Raw genomic sequence first — 17521 nt, forward strand, 5'->3', positions numbered from 1 at the left:
CATCGCCGAGGTCCTGCCATGATCCCCAGTTCTTTTCCCGATAGCACTGAAATCGCTCGCCTGACGGCCCGGATGCTGCTGGAGATCAAGGCTGTCCACTTCAACGCGCGCGAGCCGTTCACGCTGGCGAGTGGCCTTCCCAGCCCGACCTATATCGATTGCCGCAAGCTGATCTCCTACCCGCGCATTCGTTCCACGCTGATGGATTTTCTGACCGTCACGGTAATGCGGGACGCGGGTTTTGAAGCCTTTGACAACATAGCGGGCGGCGAAACTGCGGGCATCCCCTTTGCCGCGATGGTGGCCGAACGTATGGCGCTGCCGATGACCTATGTGCGCAAGAAGCCCAAAGGTTATGGGCGCAACGCGCGTATTGAAGGCGCAATGAGCGAAGGCGAACGCGTGTTGCTGGTCGAGGACCTGACCACCGATGGTGGTTCGAAACTGTCCTTCGTCGATGCAATCCGCGAGACCGGTGCCACCTGCGGGCATACGGCTGTGATCTTTTACTACGGTATCTTCCCCGAAACCGAGAAGACGCTGAGCGACCATGGTGTGAAGCTGCATCACCTTTGCACGTGGTGGGATGTTCTGGCCGAGGCTAAGGCGCAAAAAGCCTTTGATCAGGAAACACTTGACGGGGTCGAGGCGTTTTTGAACGACCCGCGTGGCTGGCAGGACGCGAACAAAGACTGACGTTGCGCAAACCGTTTCTCATTCAGAAACATTACGAGTAAGCCCAACGCTCCATCCACAACATGTTGACGAGACCCTGCCCCATCCTGCAATATGATGGGGCGGGAAGATATGCACAGGCTATCCCCAGAAAACATACAATTTGCGCCGACTCAGGGCGCTGCGTTATGGCCTCTGTCCAAGGGGCAAGAGAACAGCAATGAACGAGATCAGCAGTATCGAGCAGGCAGCGGCAAAGATCCAGAACGCTGAAACCATGCCGCATTCCATTGAGGCTGAACAGCAGCTTCTGGGTGCCATTCTGACGAACAACGACCTTTACGACCGGGTCGCTTCGATCATTGGGTCCGAGCATTTCTATGACCCGGTTCATGCCCGCATTTATGAGGTCGCCGCTGCACGCATTGCAAAGAACACGCTGGCCTCGCCTGTGACGTTGAAATCCTTCATGGCTGAGGATGAGGGCCTGAAGGAACTGGGCGGACCCGCCTATCTTGTCAAACTGGCCGGCGCGTCGATCAGTGCCTTTGCGGTACATGATTACGCCCAGATGATCTATGACCTCGCCATCCGGCGCGAGTTGATCCGCTTGGGCCGCGACATCTCCGACAAGGCCGCGCGGGTTGATGTAGCCAGCGAACCGAAAGAACAAATCGTCGAGGCCGAGCAACAGCTTTATCAGCTTTCCGAGCAGGGCCAGACCGAACAGGGGTTCCAGTCCTTCCTCAAGGCGGTCACAGAAGCCGTCAATGTTACCAACGAAGCCTACCAGCGCGGTGGCGGCATGGCTGGAATCTCGACCGGTCTGGTCGATCTCGACAAACAACTGGGTGGTCTTCACCCCTCGGACCTGATCATTCTCGCGGGTCGTCCGTCGATGGGGAAAACCTCGCTGGCGACCAACGTGGCCTTCAACGTGGCTAAAGCATACAAACGCGGTCTGAAACCGGATGGTTCCGAAGGCGCGATTGACGGCGGGGTCGTCGGCTTTTTCTCACTTGAGATGAGCGCCGAACAGCTGGCCGGGCGCGTTCTGGCTGAGGCGTCCGAAATCTCCAGCCACAAAATCCGTCAGGGCGACATGACCGAGGCCGAATTCCGCCGTTTCGTGGATGCGGCCAAAGAACTTGAAGCCTGCCCGCTTTTTATCGACGACACGCCCGCCCTTCCGATTTCTCAGCTTGCCGCCCGCGCGCGCCGGTTGAAACGCACGCATGGGCTGGACCTGCTGGTGATCGACTATCTGCAACTGTGCCGCGGCATGTCCGACAATCGGGTTAACGAGATTGCCGAGATTTCGATGGGCATGAAAGCAATCGCCAAAGAACTGAACATTCCGGTGATTGCCCTGTCGCAGCTTTCCCGCCAAGTCGAAAACCGCGACGACAAACGTCCACAGCTGTCTGACCTGCGTGAATCAGGCTCGATCGAACAGGACGCCGATGTAGTGATGTTCGTGTTCCGCGAAGAATACTACAAAGAACGTGAAAAACCCGGCGATCACGAGCTTGAGAAGATGGAAGAATGGAAGCAGGCCATGGAACGCCTGCACGGCAAGGCCGAGATTATCGTTGGCAAACAGCGCCACGGTCCAATCGGCACGGTCGAGCTGTCATTCGAGGCGCAATTCACCCGGTTTGGCAATCTGGTCAAGCCCTGGCAGCAGGGTGGCGAGATCGAAGGTTATTGATCGCGAAATGACAGCCTTGCCTGGGTTTTCCTGACCTTCATTTGATTGCTGGCAAAGCAAAAAAGGTTCTCTGAACCTTTCGCGCCATTCAGGATCTGGTGCGCGAGCCGAGAATGGGTCCGCCCGCCTGTTTTCTGACAGATTGAACCCCGCACTCACCAAAGCGTCGGATTGTTCAACGCAGACACGCATTGCGACGGGCCGCCAAATGGCGCAAGGGCCTGACCATCCAGCGACTGCCCCAGCCAGCCATGCGGATGGCTCAGCTTCAGCGGCGGTTGTGCAGTGGCCTCAGAAATCTGTTCAAAACCTGTTTTTCGATAGTAAGCGGGATCACCGTAGGTGAGCGCCACGTTCACGCCTGTTGTCCGCAGGCAATCCAGACCAAACGCGATCAAAGCCTGTCCAATCCCGGCTTTTTGCTTGTCTGTTCTGACAGCCATTGGCGACAGGATAAAAACCCGGCGCGCATCCTGTGGAAACAGCATTCGGGAAAAGATGGCACAGCCGAGCAACACCTGATCGCGTCGCGCGGTGCACACCATCAGATCCTGTGGTGGGGTGGTATCGATCAACTCTTGCACGAAAGCTTCGATAACAGCCCCCTCGTCCGGGCTTTCCGACGCCGAAAAAACTTCTGAGAAAAACCGGGCTGTTTCGGACGGGTCCGGCGTTTGATCGGTATAAAAATCCATGATTTCCTCGGCATATGCCGCAGCACCGTTTATTGCCGCGATGGGACGATCTTGTTCACAAGATCACTTTAACACCTATGTGAAGACAATCCTGAAAACGGCTTAACACAGCAGTAAGTCGCCAAAATGTCTGCTTTTTTGGGTGTTTTCCGCCGTATCTGTCGCTTGGTGGGCGCAATCTGTCGCGGAAAAAGCCCTTTCCCTCTTGACCTTGGACGGCGCAATGTCATGAACAGTCCCATGAGTACTGCACGTTTGACGATCAATCTTCAGGCCCTCGCCAGAAACTGGCGGGCACTCGACGCGAAAACCGGGGTTGAAACCGGCGCCGTTGTCAAGGCGGATGCCTATGGGCTGGGCGCAGGACCTGTCAGCGACACGTTGGCAGAAGAAGGCGTTCGCAAGTTTTTCGTGGCTGCCGCAGAAGAAGGCACAACCGTTCGCGAGGCAGTTGGCCCCGGCCCGATGATTTTCGTTTTTTCTGGACATATGGAGGGCGATGCCGATCTGCTGCGCGGCAACGACCTGATACCGCTGATCAACTCGCCAGAACAGTTTCAACGCCACACAGAAGCCCTGCCCGACCATCCGTTTGGTATCCAACTGGACAGCGGCATGAACCGGCTTGGTCTTGAACCTGCCGACTGGGCAGAGTTGCGCTCCAAAGCCGAAGCCTTGAACCCAGCGCTCATCATGTCCCATCTGGCCTGCTCGGACGAGCCGGACCATCCGATGAACCAGCAACAACTGAAAACCTTTCGTGAGATGACTGATGGGGTCGCCGCGCCGCGCTCTCTGGCAGCGACGGGCGGGATGCTTTTGGGGCCTGAGTTTCATTTCGATTTCTGTCGCCCAGGCATCGGCCTTTACGGTGGCATGCCCTTTGCCGGTGCAAAACCGGTCGTAACCGTTGACCTTCCCGTCATTCAAGTGCGTAGGTTGGCCGAGGGCGAGACCGTGGGTTACGGAAACACCTGGGTGGCGCGACGGCCGTCCCGGATCGCCACTGTTGCTGCCGGCTATGCAGATGGCCTGCATCGCGCCATTGGCGGCGGAATCGACACATTTGCGGGCGACCAACCCTGCCCGGTTGTTGGACGTATCTCGATGGACCTGATCACCGTGGACGTCACAGACCTGCCAAAAGACCCGGAGCGTCTGCGCATTCTCAACGGTCATCAAACCGTTGATGATCTGGCCGAGGCCGCTGGTACGATCGGCTATGAAATCCTGACATCAATGGGCAATCGCTATTCGCGGGGCTACGTCGAATGAACCCAATCAGCGCGCTGGGGGGGCTGGGCCGCACCGTGCTGGGCCTGCTTGCGGCCTTTGGCCGGGTGGCCCTGTTCGCGCTTGATGCAGTGTCGCACATCTTGCGCCCGCCTTTCTATCCGCGTGAATTCGGGATGGCCCTGCTGAATATCGGCTGGTTGTCCCTGCCCGTCGTCGGCCTGACCGCCATTTTCACCGGCGGCGCGCTGGCCTTGCAAATCTATGCGGGCGGTGCGCGGTTCAACGCCGAAGCCGTCGTGCCCCAGATTGTCGCCATCGGCATGGTGCGAGAGCTTGGCCCGGTGCTGGTCGGCCTGATGATCGCCGCGCGCGTGACCTCGTCCATCGCGGCCGAGATCGCCACGATGAAAGTGACCGAACAGATTGACGCTCTGGTCACGCTCTCCACTCATCCGATGAAATACCTTACTTCTCCGCGTGTACTGGCCGCCCTGATCACCGTGCCTGCGCTGGTCGCCGTAGGTGACGTTATCGGGATTGCGGGCGGGTACACTGTCGCCACGCAGAACCTGGGCTTCAACCCGGCGGCGTATCTGAAAAACACCGTCGATTTCCTTGAGATGCGCGACATTGTATCGTCTCTGGTCAAAGGCGCGGCCTTTGGCGTGATCGCGGCTATCATGGGTTGCTATTACGGCATGAACTCGGGCCGCGGCGCACAGGGTGTCGGTCGCGCAACCAAAGGGTCGGTCGAGGCCGCAGCCGTGTTGATCCTCGCCGCAAACTTTGTTCTCACAGGGGTGTTTTTCTCACTATGATCCGGATGGAGAACGTAGAAAAAGCCTTTGGTGACAACCACGTATTGCGTGGAATGAATCTTGAGATTCCCAAAGGAACCTCGATGGTCATCATCGGCGGCTCGGGCACCGGAAAATCTGTTGCCCTGAAATGTATCCTGGGTCTGATCAAACCCGACAACGGCATGATCTATGTCGACGGCAAAGACGCGTCCAAAGGCGACCGCGACGCGTTTCTGGCGCGGTTTGGCATGCTGTTTCAGGGCGGTGCGCTGTTCGACTCGCTGACCGTCTGGCAGAACGTCGCCTTCCGCCTGCTGCGTGGATCCCTGAAACGCCCCACCGAAGAAGCGCGCGAGATCGCCATCGAAAAACTGCGTCGCGTGGGCCTGAAATCGGACGTGGCGGACCGCTTTCCGGCAGAACTGTCAGGTGGCATGCAAAAACGCGTGGGCCTTGCCCGCGCCATCGCCGCCGAGCCCGAGATCATCTTTTTTGATGAACCCACCACGGGCCTCGACCCGATTATGTCCGGCGTCATCAACGACCTGATCCGCGAAATCGTGACAGAGATGGGCGCCACCGCGATGACCATCACCCACGACATGAGTTCCGTCCGCGCCATTGCCGACAACGTGGCGATGCTGCACGGAGGCGTCATTCAGTGGACTGGACCAGTCGGTCAAATGGATGCCTCGGGTGATCCTTATGTGGAACAGTTTATCAGCGGGAGTGCCGAGGGGCCGATTGAGGCGGTGCGGTGATGGCAGTGATGCTGGACAAATAAATCAAAAAAACCATCGACGGAAATCTGACAGTTTCGCGTTAAACCAGAGCAACGTTATAGTTTGTCGGAGCTTCCCCATGCCCACTTCGTATTCTCGCGCGCAAATCGCCCTTCACTGGGTCATTTTCGTTCTGATCGCAATTCAGTTTCTCTTTCACGAGCCGATGTCTGATGCCTGGGATCAATTCGAACGCGGATTGCCTATCTCTATTCAAGCACCAGTTGCTCTCCATGTGCTCGGAGGGTTGCTTGTCCTTGCACTCGCGATTTGGCGGATTGCATTGCGCCTGACCCGCGGCGCGCCACCGCTTCCGGATAAAGAAACAGCCGCGATGAAGCTCGCCGCGCATGCCACGCACTTCTCACTCTATGCGTTGATGGTATTGGTGCCCGCCTCAGGTGCCCTGGCCTGGTTTGGTGGGATAGCAGCGTCCGCCGAAGTGCATGAGATCCTGAAAACGCTAATGCTCGTTCTGATTGTCTTGCATTTCCTGGCCGCCTTGTTCCATCAGTTCATTCTCAAAACCAATCTGATGGCTCGTATGAAGCGCGCAAGATAAACTACTGAACAAGCATCCTTGAACCCACGATCCAACACCGTAATGTCAGGCGGTCAAACATAATAGCGTTGGCCGCCATGATATTGCGTTTCGCAACCCTGTCACTTTTGGTTTTCTACCCCATCGCGTGGTTCGCCCCGCTGATGCGCGCAGGGTTTCTGCCGATCTTTGGTCTCAGCGAAATCAGCGTCATCACCGGCCTCCAGTCCCTGTGGAAATCTGACGTTTTCCTCGCGCTGATCGTCACCATCTTCGCCCTTTTCGCGCCCTACATCAAAACCATCGGCACCGCCCTGATCCAATGGAACCTGCTGGATGCCCGGGTGCAGCCTGCGCTCAACATCCTTGGCAAGCTGGCGATGGCGGATATCTTCCTGATCGCGCTATACATCACGCTGGCCAAAGGCATTTCTTACGCCACTGTTGAGACCGCATGGGGTCTTTACCTGTTCACCGCCTGCATCCTTGCCTCCATCGCTTTGGGCATTCTCACCGAACGCCAATGCAAAACCATCGCCCAGACATAGGGCGCTGACGACGAGGAAAGCCCTGCAAGGGCTTGAAGAACCGCCCGTCCTCGGGCACCAAGACGTCATGGCAAAACCAACCTTCTCCTGCTCCGCCTGCGGCGCATCCCATTCCCGCTGGTCGGGCCGCTGCGACGGGTGCGGCGAGTGGAACTCGATCATACAGGATGTACCCCTGTCGGCAGGCCCAGCCAAGAAATCGCTGGGCTCGAAACGCGGGCGGTCGATGACGCTCACCGACCTGTCGACCGAGGAAACCCCGCCGCCCCGCACGCTCTGCGGAGTGGAAGAGCTGGACCGAGTGCTTGGTGGCGGGCTTGTTCCTGCATCTGCCCTGTTGGTGGGCGGCGACCCCGGCATCGGTAAATCCACCCTGTTGCTGCAAGCTGCTGCCCGATTTGCCCGTGCCGGCGTCAAGACGATCTATATCTCGGGCGAAGAAGCCAGTGCTCAGGTTCGCATGCGGGCGCGCCGCCTTGGGCTGGAGAACGCGCCGGTGCAACTTGCAGCCGAAACCAACCTACGCGACATTCTCACCACGCTTGAAGCCGAAAAACCCGGTCTGGCGATCATCGACTCGATCCAGACCATGTGGGCCGACAATGTCGACAGCGCGCCGGGGTCCGTGTCGCAAGTCCGGGCGGCTGCTCATGAATTGACCGCCTTTGCGAAACGGCACGGCGTGTCGATCATCATGGTCGGACACGTGACCAAGGATGGCCAGATTGCGGGCCCCCGTGTTGTCGAACACATGGTCGATACGGTTCTGTATTTCGAGGGCGAGCGCGGCCATCAGTTTCGTATTTTGCGGGCGGTCAAGAACCGCTTTGGTCCCGCCGACGAAATTGGCGTGTTCGAGATGACGGGCAAAGGGCTCGCGCAGGTCACCAACCCCTCGGCCTTGTTCCTGTCGGAACGCGGTACGCCCAGCCCAGGCTCTGCCGTCTTTGCCGGGATTGAGGGCACACGGCCCGTTCTGGTCGAATTGCAGGCCCTTGTCGCCCCGTCCCCCCATTCACAGCCGCGCCGGACAGTGGTGGGATGGGACAGCGGGCGGTTGGCGATGATCCTTGCCGTTCTTGAAGCGCGTTGCGGCATTCCTTTTGCGGGTCTCGACGTCTATCTGAACGTGGCCGGTGGGTTGAAAGTCAGTGAACCCGCCGCCGATCTGGCCGTGGCTGCTGCATTGCTGAGCGCACGCGAAGACACAGCCCTGCCCGCAGACACCGTCGTTTTCGGGGAAATCTCGCTGTCAGGGGCACTTAGACCGGCTCCGCAGACAGAAAACAGGTTGAAAGAAGCACAAAAACTTGGTTTCACAGCGGCAATAGCTCCGGCAGGTGGCAAAACCGGTACTGTGGCAGGTCTGACACTCACCCGACCCTCTGATTTGGTGGGGTTTGTTGGCGAAACCTTCGGAGCAGGTTAAAGTCGCGCCTTGAGGGGCAGAAAAAGAACAGGCGAGGGCCATGGAAGGTTTTACAATAATCGACGGGGTAGTTGCCCTGATCATCGTGCTGTCAGGCTTGCTGGCCTACTCGCGTGGTTTCATGCGCGAAGTTCTGGCCATCGCGGGTTGGGTTGCGGCGGCCGTTCTGGCGTTCATCTTCGCCCCGCAGGCTGTACCTCTGGTCAAGGAAATCCCGGTCGTCGGAGATTTCTTGCGTGACAGTTGTGAATTGTCTGTGATCACCGGGTTTGCAGCGGTCTTTGCGGTGGCGCTGATCGTGGTCAGTATCTTCACACCGCTGTTTTCATCGCTGGTTCAGCGTTCGGCCCTTGGCGGCCTGGATCAGGCTTTGGGGCTGTTCTTCGGCATCGCTCGTGGCATCCTTCTGGTTGCGATTGCATTCTTCGTTTACGACACCGTCATGACCGGCCAGTCTTACACAATTGTTGATGAAAGCCGGTCGGCCAAGGTGTTTGAACAGTTCAGCGGCCAGATTGAGGAACAAAACCCCGAGGCGGCTTTGGGCTGGGTTACGACTCAGTATGAACAGCTGGTCGCCAGTTGCACGGCAGGAAACGCTGAACCGGCAACAACTGCGCCTTCCAACGGCTGATAGGCAGTTCACCAATTCATGAAAGCCCGGCGCTGCCGGGCTTTTTTGTTGCAGATCAGACAAACCCCTCTCCACCGCACACGGTGCAGCGGATTGTTTTCAAGCCAAAGCATCCGTCACATCGACTGAAAACCGGTTTTCCAAAGATATCTCTGCTTTTGGCGACCTCGCCTGCTCCGTTACAGATCTGGCACGACGCGCGCCCCAATCCCCTGCACCGATGGCACCGCTGCCTGATCCGTTCCTGGTTCTTGTGAGGAGGTTTATGTTGCCACATTCAGGTCCCCCCGAGGTGCTGAGATTTAGCAGTTATGTATGCAATCAAATGCATGACAGCACATATGTTTGCGCATGTCACCATCTTCGTTTTTCTACATCGACATGCGCAAACTTGGCCTGCGGCATTTGGCTATTGTGATCCTTTGATGACAGCCACGCCAATAGGCATTATGTGGGGGCCAACCCGCCACGGAATCGGAGCCACCGATCTTGTACTTTCTGTATGAATGCGCGCTGATCGCAGTGATGGTCGCCCTAACGGCGTCTTGTTCCTGCGTAGCGAACATTTCCGCGCTGAAGATGCAGAAAGTCCGGTGCCGAACTGCGGTCAATCCTCGAATGAAATCGTCATAGAAGTTGGAGCCCCTTAAATGTGTGGGATTTTAGGAATCGCAAGCCGGACACATGATGTCTTTGCTGAGATCTATGACGGGTTGCTGATGTTGCAGCACCGGGGTCAGGATGCCTCCGGGATCGTGACCTACAACGGCGAATTCTTCCGGGAAAAGAAAGCCAATGGGTTGGTCAAGGACGTGTTCAACGCCCAGGATGCTGAAACCCTTCTGGGTCATATCGGCATGGGTCATGTTCGTTATCCCACGGCCGGATCACTCAGCGCGGCCGAAGCGCAACCTTTCTTCGTGAACGCACCCTACGGTATCTATCTTGTTCACAACGGCAACATCACCAACACAGCGGAACAGCGCGAGAAAGTGACCGGGAAATATAGTCGCCACCTGCGCACCACATCGGATTCGGAAATCCTGCTGAACGTGCTGGCCGACAAAGTGGCTGACGCCATCAAGGTGAACGGCAATTCGGATCCGATCCGAAACATCTTTGCCGGTGTGAAGATGACGATGGAGCGGGTTCAAGGTGCCTACTCGGTAATCTGTCTGGTGGCTGGTGTTGGCATGCTGGCGTTCCGCGACCCATATGGCATTCGGCCCCTGTCGGTCGCAAAGCGCAATGTCGACGGTCAGGGGGACGATTATGCCTTTGCTTCGGAAGACGTGGCCTTTGGCATCAACAGTTTTGAGAAGCTGCGCGATCTGCGCCCGGGCGAGGCCATCCTGATCGACCTGAAAGGCAACATGCACGAGTTTCAGGCGGTCGAAGGCAAGCTGACGCCCTGTATCTTCGAGTATGTGTATCTGGCACGTCCGGATTCACTGCTGGACGGAGTCTCGGTTTATAAAACCCAGATGCGCATGGGACAGACGCTGGCGAAACAAATTCAGGACTCGGGCCTGGAAATCGACCGGATCATTCCCGTACCCGACAGCGCCCGCCCCGTGGCACTGGAAGCGGCTAAAATCACCGGCATCCCCTATCGCGAGGGGTTGGTGAAGAACCGCTATGTCGGGCGTACCTTCATCATGCCGGGTCAGGCCGAGCGACAGAAATCCGTGCGCCGCAAGCTGAATGCCGTTCCGCTGGAATTCGAAGGTCACAGCGTTCTGTTGATCGACGATTCCATCGTGCGGGGCAACACCATCAAAAAGATCGTTCAGATGTGCCGCGACGCTGGGGCAAAGAAGGTTTATGTGGCCAGCGCTTCGCCGCCGGTCAAATACCCCAATGTGTATGGCATCGACATGCCGACCAAGGCCGAGCTGATCGCAAATGGCAAAGAGATCGAAGAGATCCGTGAAGAGCTGGGCGCCGATGCGCTGTTCTATCAGCATTTGGAGGACCTGATCTGGGCCGCCCAGGAAGGCAACCCGGACATCCAAGGATTTGATTGTTCCTGCTTTGACGGCAATTACATTACCGGCAGCGTCAGCGCGGATTACCTGGACAGTCTGGAAAACAGCAGCCGTGTCAGCCAGAAACGCGCGGATATGCAGGTTCCGGGCGGGTCCTGGAATGCGGCCAAACTCGCCTCAGGCTGAAAGACCCCACCCATTTATGGCACGCCTGGATTCTGTTCAAACAGCGAATCAAACCGTTCGACATACAGATAGGACAGCCCTGTTAAGTATGGCTCGCATCTAAACTATTCCGCCGATGAGTGGAAATCTGCCACAACCCGGCGGTGAATCTTGCACGATCACAAGGGCTAACAAAAGGGTCGCTACGTCGTGAAGCGTCGTGTCTGTGAGGGTCTTTTGCTTACCTGATCGTTTTGTTATCGGACGGCAACCACTCACACAAATAAGGGGTTCGGAACTCACGCCGGGCCACGGACCATGTCAAACACCAATGTCAAAAGCGCGGCCACGCAGCAGGGCGCGTTAAACAAGAACTCTGTTTCTGTCCTGGGTGTGTTCGGGCCCAAAACCGATCTGCACGCCTTGGTACGCCTGTCATCGGGCCGCGTGAAAGAGGTTGAACCCGGAAGCCGTGTCGCCTCGGGCATGGTAGTTGCAATTGATGAACAGGGAATCATGCTGCGACAAAGCGGCCAGACCAAGCGGATCGCCATTCCCGGCAGCTAATCGCGACTTGACGCCCCTCGCGCAGGGGTTCAAACCGCAGCCATGACCGATCAGACAAAAATCGCCCTTATCACCGGGGCCTCTCGCGGGTTGGGCGCTGCGCTGGCCGAAGCGTTGGCACCTGAATACCATATCGTCGCCGTCGCCCGAACCACCGGCGGGCTGGAAGAGCTGGACGACCGAATCAAGGCGAAGGGCGGGTCAGCCACTCTGGCCCCCATGGACATCACCGATCCAAACGCCATGGCGACCCTGTGTCGTGGCATCCATGACCGTTGGGGTAAGGTCGACCTGTGGATGCACACAGCCATCCACACATCAGCACTGACACCGGTGCATTTTGTTGACCCCAAGGAATGGGCCAAGGCGATCAACACAAATGCAAACGCGACCTCGGTTCTGATTCCCTATGTCTCACCCCTTCTGGGCGAGAATGGCCATGCGGTGTTTTTTGACGATCCGAAGGCTGGCGAGAAATTTTATGGCATCTACGGTGCCACCAAGGCCGCGCAGATGGCTCTGGCCCGCAGCTGGGCCGTCGAGACTGAACGCACCGGTCCGCGGGTTTCGGTTGTCGAACCCGCGCCGATGCCCACGGCCGTCCGCGCGCGGTTTCATCCCGGGGAAGACCGGAGCGTTCTGAACAGCACCAAGGATGAAGCTGCGCGGATTCTGGCACTGCTTTAGGAAATGGCCCTGGCGGGCCATGCCTCTGGCGGGGATATTTGCAGCCAGGTGAAGCCGGGATCAGGCGATATGCACGCCGTTGCGCCCGGCCAGATCGACGAAGAATTGCCAGGCGACACGGCCAGAGCGCGACCCGCGCGTGGCTTGCCACTCAATTGCCTCGGCGCGCAGGGTCTGTGCATCAACGGAAACGCCATAGGCGGCGCAATAGCGGTCGATCATCGCCAGATACTCGTCCTGATCGCAGGGATGGAACCCAAGCCACAGGCCGAAGCGATCCGACAGCGAGACTTTTTCTTCGACCGCCTCGGAAGGATTGATGGCGCTGGACCGTTCGTTTTCGATCATATCCCGCGGCATCAGATGGCGGCGGTTCGAAGTGGCGTAGAAGACCACATTTTCCGGCCTGCCTTCAATGCCGCCATCCAGAACAGCCTTGAGAGATTTATAATGCTGGTCATCGTGGCTGAACGACAGGTCATCGCAAAACAGTATGAACCTGTAGGGTGCTGCGCGCAGATGGTTCAGCAACCGTGCGACCGTTCCCATATCCTCGCGCTGCAATTCGACCAGCTTTAGATCGGCGTAATCAGCGCTCAGTGAGCCGTGCACGGCCTTTACAAGGCTCGACTTTCCCATCCCCCGCGCCCCCCAGAGCAGCGCATTATTTGCCTTGTACCCTGCTGCAAACCGGCGCGTATTGTCCATCAACGTGTCGCGAGAGCGATTGATGCCGACCAGAAGATCCAGATCGACCCGGTTGACTTGCGTAACAGGTTCCAGTCGTTCCGGTTCGACATGCCACACAAATGCTGGAGCAACGGCAAAATCAGGCGCCACCAAAGGAGCCGGTGCCATGCGTTCCAACGCCTCGGCGATACGGTTCAGGGCTTGGTCATCCATGTGGGCCTCCGGTTTTGTCTTGAGGGGTTCAAAGCACGTTCCAATTGGCACAACAAGAGTTTCCAATGAAAAAGGCGCGCCATTGGATGGCGCGCCCTTTTGGTTTCGTCGGCAGACTTACTTGTCGTCTTCGAACTCCTGCATCAGGTCATCATCCGCTTCCGCTTCATCATCGTAGTAACCGTCAGCGCGTAACTGATCCTCGCGTTTCTTTTCAACTCGCGCGACCAGGAAGATCGAAATCTCGTACAGACCGTACACCACCACAAACAGAATGATCTGCGTAATGACATCCGGTGGTGTGACGACTGCGGCCAGAACCAGAATGCCGACCACCGCATATTTCCGAACAGCGCCCAGCCCCTCGGCACTGACCAGTCCTGCCTTCCCCATAAGAGTCAGGAGAACCGGCAACTGGAAACATAATCCAAAGGCCACGATGAACTTGATCGTCAGGTTCAGATATTCCTGGGCTGAGCCCTGAAACACCACACTCAGCGGTGCCGCGCTGACCCCATCGGCCACGGCTTCACCCTCAGCCCCGAATTGCTGGAACCCGAGGAAAAAGTCATAGGCCAGAGGCGTGACAACGTAGAAGGCAAAGCTTGCGCCCAGGAGGAACATAAAGGGCGAAGCAAGCATGAATGGCAGGAACGCGTTTTTCTCGGACTTGTAGAGGCCCGGTGCCACAAAGCGCCACATCTGCATCCCGATATAGGGAAATGCCAGAATGAACCCGCCCAAGAGGGAAACCTTGATTGCAACAAAAAACCCTTCCTGTGGCGAGATGAAGATCAGGCCACAATCCTGCCCGCGCTCGGCCAGAACGTCACACAGGGGATTGGTCAGGAAATTGAAGATCGGCGTCGCCACTGAAAAACAGATGATCATACCGATCAGAAACGCCACAACGCTGTGGATCAGCCGTGTGCGCAGTTCGGCCAGATGTTCGATCAACGGGGCCGAAGAATCGTCAATCTCGTCGGTTTTGCTCATGTCTTGCTTTCAGTATTCAGCGCGGCTTCGGCCTCTTCTGCCTTGGCCAGCGCATCGGCTGCATCCTTGGCTTTGCGCTCGGCGGTGGCACGGGCGGCTGACGCCTGAACCTTTTTGGCCTGCTCGGCCCGCTCGGCCGCCAGTTTACCCGTTTCGCTTTCAGGGTCGAACTTTGTGGGATCGATGCTTTTCGCCATCTCCTGCGCGGCTTGCTTGACACCGTCCATGGCCGATCCCACAGGGTTCACGGCAGCGTTGAGACCTTTCTTGATCTCGTTCACCCCAGCCTGATCGGCGGCCTCGTTCATGGCGCTGCTGAACTCGCGCGCCATTCCGCGCGCCTTGCCGACAAAACGTCCGACATTGCGGAACAGCACCGGCAGGTCCTTTGGCCCCACAACGATCAGGGCAACGATGCCGATGACTAGAAGCTCGGTCCAGCCCAGATCAAACATCCGCGCTTACGCCTTGTCTTTCTCGGTTTCAGGTGTGACGTCCTTGGCCAGCTCAGAAGCGTCCTTTTCCAGCTCTTCCGAACCGTCCTTTACGCCCTTCTTGAACGCGGTGATGCCTTTGCCAACTTCGCCCATGAGCGAACTGATCTTGCCGCGCCCGAACAGAACCAGAACCACAACGGCGATAAGCAGCAGGCCAGGAAGGCCGATATTGTTGAGCATGTCTTTTCTCCTTTTTCGTCGGCACGTTTGCGCGCCGGGAACATGATCTGACTCAGTCTTTACGCCTCGATCGCTGGTCTCAAAAGGGATCTGCTCCGATTTGCCGGCGAAAATTGTATCAATCGCGTGAAATCTAAGGGGTCGCAATTCTCAACTGACAGGTTTATGTCAGTTGCTATCCGTTAGGGATTTGGCATCGAAACAAGGTCAATGGAGAATTAAATGACCCACGTTGCTGAAATCGTCACCTTCACCCTGGCCAATGGCACCACGCCGGAAGAGTTCGTGAAACTCAGTCAGGCCTCTGAGGCCTTTGTGCGCAGCGCGCCGGGATTTGCCCATCGGCAGCTTAGCCAGGGCGAAGATGGTCGCTGGACCGATTATGTTGTCTGGACCGATTTGAAGGCGGCACAGGACGCAGCCGCACAGTTTCCTCAACAGGAATGTGCAGCAGGCATGATGGCGGTCATCAATCCGGATAGCATCCAGATGCGACACGAGAAAGTACTATGGAACATGACTGCCTAAACGCGGTCAGAACGGCGTGTCATGCGCCGCACTGACCGCCTGTTCGATATCATCCAGATCCTGCGCGACGGAAAACTGCACCGCGCGCAGGACATTGCGGACCGGCTTGAGGTGTCGGTTCGCACCATCTATCGCGACATGGATACGCTTGTTGCCTCGGGCGTTCCGGTCGAGGGCGAGCGCGGTGTCGGCTACATGGTGCGCGAGCAGATCACCCTGCCCCCGTTGAACCTGACTACAGCCGAGCTTGAGGCGCTGAATCTTGGCATGGCCATCGTGGCCGAGGCCGCGGATACTGACCTGAAGGCTGCCGCACAATCGCTTGCCGACAAGATCGACGCTGTTTTACCAACGCAGGTCCTGGCCGAGGCGGATAGCTGGAAATTCGCGGTCTACCCATTTGCCGATGCCGCAAGGGGCCTTGCCCATATGGCCCCGATCCGTGCAGCCATCAAATCACGTCAGAAACTTCACCTGTCCTATCGCCGCATTGACGGCGTTTTGACCGAACGCACCATCCGCCCGCTCCATATGGAATACTGGGGGCGGGTCTGGACCCTTACCGCCTGGTGCGAGCTGCGCAATGGATTTCGTGTCTTTCGCATCGACCTGATCGAAGCAGTTTCACCCCTTCCGGAAATCTTCGCCGACGAACCCGGAAAACGCCTGAGCGACTATGACCCATACGCCTGACAGGCTTCATCTTTTCAGAAATACTCTCGCCGAAGGCAGGCCCGGTACGGGCCATCCAGCCTCACTTCAGATAGGGTTCCGGGTCCACGGACTCGAACCCTTTGCGGACTTCGAAATGCACATAGGCATCGTCGCCGCCCCGCAATTGCGCCAGCTTCTGGCCACGGCGTACCTTATCGCCTTTCTTGACAGTGATCTTGTCGACATTTGCGTAGACAGTCAGAAGATCGTTGTTGTGCTTGACCACAATGATCGGCACCTGATCCGCGTCCGCGGTGATCGCCGCGACCGTACCGGCTTCGGCAGCTGTGACCGACGTACCCGGAGCGGCAGCGATGTCGATGCCCTCATTCTTGCCCTTGTCATAACCGCGAATGATAGTGCCGCCAACCGGCAGGGACAGCGCGGATGTGCGCGTATTGGTTGGCGCTTCGGCGGTCACGTCGGGGGCCTCGGCCAACGGCTCAACTTTCTCGTCCGGCAAGGGCTGCGTGGCGCTGGGTGGCGTCGGCGTCGGTGATCCCTGTCCCGGTTCCGTCACCTCCGTGGCGGGAACGGGCGCGGCACTAGCCGCATTTTGCCGGGGCGCGGGCTGGTTCTTGACCGGAATCAACAAGTATTGACCTTCACGCACGGTAAAATCTGATCCCAACCCGTTCCATTCCGCCAGAGATTCAACCGGCACCTGGTAGAGGCGCGAGATTGTATAGGCCGTCTCACCCCGCTTGACCTTGTGCCTGACCGGCTCCGGCCCAGTTGAAATCGGCGCAGGCGTTGATGCCGGTTTCGCGGGTTCCAGGGTTGTGGTCTGAACCGAACCCGACGCCGGCACTTGGTCAATTGCAGACCCGGCGACCGACGCGATGTCCACGCTGCTTCCAGCACCGACAGTGCGTGGCAGGGCAAGAACCTCACCCTCTCTCAGCGTGTCCGTTGTCTGAAGGCCGTTGAAACGCGAAAGCTCGCCCTCGGGCAGGCCAACCCGCGCGGCCACGTCCCGCACCGTATCGCCGCGGCGCGCCACGACCACCTGATAATTCGGATAGGTAATGACGCCCCGGCTGTCCGGTGTCGGGCGGGATGCCGTCGCGGATTGCGCTGCATTGGTGGTCGAAAATCCACCGATCTGCCCACGAAGGTCATAATCCAGAGGTCCCTCGCACCCGGCCAAAATGGCCAGAGCGGCCACCCCGGTCGCACAGCGGCGCATTGCTGATTTGGATACTGCTCTCATAATTCTGTCCTCAACGCCTGCCCCTGTTGCCC

General features: G+C 57.9%; 20 protein-coding genes. 14 read left to right on the forward strand and 6 right to left on the reverse strand.

The genetic code is table 11. The features are described 5' to 3' along the window. The first annotated feature begins 18 nt into the window (after nt 1–18). The gene (locus tag ACR0BK_RS02660) at nt 19–696 is read left to right on the forward strand and encodes an orotate phosphoribosyltransferase (protein ID WP_480473114.1); all 678 of its coding nucleotides are present in this window, start codon (nt 19–21) and stop codon (nt 694–696) included. A gap of 199 nt (nt 697–895) precedes the next feature. Continuing rightward, nucleotides 896–2386, forward strand: coding sequence for a replicative DNA helicase (locus ACR0BK_RS02665; protein WP_480473116.1), 1491 nt, complete (start codon nt 896–898; stop codon nt 2384–2386). Nucleotides 2387–2541: 155 nt separating this feature from the next. On the opposite strand, the gene ACR0BK_RS02670 is transcribed toward ACR0BK_RS02665, so the two are convergent. Then, nucleotides 2542–3081, reverse strand: a complete 540-nt coding sequence (locus tag ACR0BK_RS02670; protein WP_480553701.1) for a GNAT family N-acetyltransferase — start codon at nt 3079–3081, stop codon at nt 2542–2544. A 240-nt stretch (nt 3082–3321) separates the two neighbouring features. Between ACR0BK_RS02670 and alr the strand changes: the two genes are divergently transcribed. The 10 genes from alr (at nt 3322) to ACR0BK_RS02720 (ending at nt 12458) form a co-directional block, all read left to right on the forward strand. Next, complete coding sequence (gene alr / locus ACR0BK_RS02675; protein WP_480553702.1) at nt 3322–4356, forward strand: alanine racemase; 1035 nt, start codon at nt 3322–3324, stop codon at nt 4354–4356. Next, nucleotides 4353–5135, forward strand: a complete 783-nt coding sequence (locus tag ACR0BK_RS02680) for an MlaE family ABC transporter permease (RefSeq protein WP_480473122.1) — start codon at nt 4353–4355, stop codon at nt 5133–5135. The genes alr and ACR0BK_RS02680 overlap by 4 nt, the downstream gene beginning before the upstream one ends. Then, entirely contained in the window at nt 5132–5878 is a 747-nt protein-coding gene (locus tag ACR0BK_RS02685) for an ABC transporter ATP-binding protein (RefSeq protein WP_480473124.1), read from the forward strand. Before ACR0BK_RS02680 ends, ACR0BK_RS02685 begins: the two co-directional genes overlap by 4 nt. A 100-nt stretch (nt 5879–5978) precedes the next feature. Then, on the forward strand, nt 5979–6461 hold the full coding sequence (locus tag ACR0BK_RS02690; RefSeq protein ID WP_480473126.1) for a cytochrome b: 483 nt from the start codon (nt 5979–5981) through the stop codon (nt 6459–6461). Between the two features lie 77 nt (nt 6462–6538). Continuing rightward, nucleotides 6539–6988 carry a paraquat-inducible protein A gene (locus ACR0BK_RS02695; RefSeq protein ID WP_480553703.1) on the forward strand — a complete coding sequence of 150 codons (450 nt, stop codon included), beginning with the start codon at nt 6539–6541 and terminating at the stop codon, nt 6986–6988. Nucleotides 6989–7055: 67 nt separating this feature from the next. Next, a complete protein-coding gene (gene radA, locus ACR0BK_RS02700) occupies nt 7056–8417 on the forward strand; it encodes a DNA repair protein RadA (protein WP_480473130.1) in 1362 nt (453 codons plus the stop codon). Between the two features lie 40 nt (nt 8418–8457). Then, entirely contained in the window at nt 8458–9051 is a 594-nt protein-coding gene (locus ACR0BK_RS02705) for a CvpA family protein (protein WP_267364181.1), read from the forward strand. Between the two features lie 650 nt (nt 9052–9701). Continuing rightward, complete coding sequence (gene purF / locus ACR0BK_RS02710) at nt 9702–11225, forward strand: amidophosphoribosyltransferase (protein WP_480493046.1); 1524 nt, start codon at nt 9702–9704, stop codon at nt 11223–11225. 297 nt (nt 11226–11522) lie between these two features. Next, nucleotides 11523–11771 carry a hypothetical protein gene (locus ACR0BK_RS02715; RefSeq protein WP_480473134.1) on the forward strand — a complete coding sequence of 83 codons (249 nt, stop codon included), beginning with the start codon at nt 11523–11525 and terminating at the stop codon, nt 11769–11771. A gap of 42 nt (nt 11772–11813) precedes the next feature. Then, nucleotides 11814–12458, forward strand: a complete 645-nt coding sequence (locus ACR0BK_RS02720) for an SDR family NAD(P)-dependent oxidoreductase (protein ID WP_480517279.1) — start codon at nt 11814–11816, stop codon at nt 12456–12458. 60 nt (nt 12459–12518) lie between these two features. Here the strand turns inward: ACR0BK_RS02720 and ACR0BK_RS02725 are convergent, their stop codons facing one another. The 4 genes from ACR0BK_RS02725 to ACR0BK_RS02740 form a co-directional block, all read right to left on the reverse strand. Further along, nucleotides 12519–13361 (reverse strand): ATP-binding protein, encoded by an 843-nt coding sequence (locus ACR0BK_RS02725; protein WP_480553704.1) that lies wholly within the window; start codon nt 13359–13361, stop codon nt 12519–12521. A gap of 117 nt (nt 13362–13478) precedes the next feature. Continuing rightward, nucleotides 13479–14357, reverse strand: a complete 879-nt coding sequence (tatC, locus tag ACR0BK_RS02730; protein WP_480473140.1) for a twin-arginine translocase subunit TatC — start codon at nt 14355–14357, stop codon at nt 13479–13481. Continuing rightward, nucleotides 14354–14812, reverse strand: coding sequence for a Sec-independent protein translocase protein TatB (gene tatB, locus ACR0BK_RS02735; protein ID WP_480553705.1), 459 nt, complete (start codon nt 14810–14812; stop codon nt 14354–14356). The genes tatC and tatB overlap by 4 nt, the downstream gene beginning before the upstream one ends. 6 nt (nt 14813–14818) lie before the next feature. Beyond that, on the reverse strand, nt 14819–15034 hold the full coding sequence (locus ACR0BK_RS02740) for a twin-arginine translocase TatA/TatE family subunit (RefSeq protein ID WP_209503727.1): 216 nt from the start codon (nt 15032–15034) through the stop codon (nt 14819–14821). Nucleotides 15035–15256: 222 nt separating this feature from the next. Between ACR0BK_RS02740 and ACR0BK_RS02745 the strand changes: the two genes are divergently transcribed. Both ACR0BK_RS02745 and ACR0BK_RS02750 read left to right on the forward strand, forming a co-directional pair. Continuing rightward, a complete protein-coding gene (locus ACR0BK_RS02745) occupies nt 15257–15562 on the forward strand; it encodes a hypothetical protein (protein WP_209503726.1) in 306 nt (101 codons plus the stop codon). A gap of 21 nt (nt 15563–15583) precedes the next feature. Beyond that, nucleotides 15584–16255, forward strand: a complete 672-nt coding sequence (locus ACR0BK_RS02750) for a helix-turn-helix transcriptional regulator (protein ID WP_480553706.1) — start codon at nt 15584–15586, stop codon at nt 16253–16255. Nucleotides 16256–16316: 61 nt separating this feature from the next. On the opposite strand, the gene ACR0BK_RS02755 is transcribed toward ACR0BK_RS02750, so the two are convergent. Then, on the reverse strand, nt 16317–17489 hold the full coding sequence (locus ACR0BK_RS02755) for a peptidoglycan DD-metalloendopeptidase family protein (protein WP_480553707.1): 1173 nt from the start codon (nt 17487–17489) through the stop codon (nt 16317–16319). Between the last annotated feature and the right edge of the window lie 32 nt (nt 17490–17521).

The organism is Ruegeria sp. AF1, from assembly GCF_056542125.1.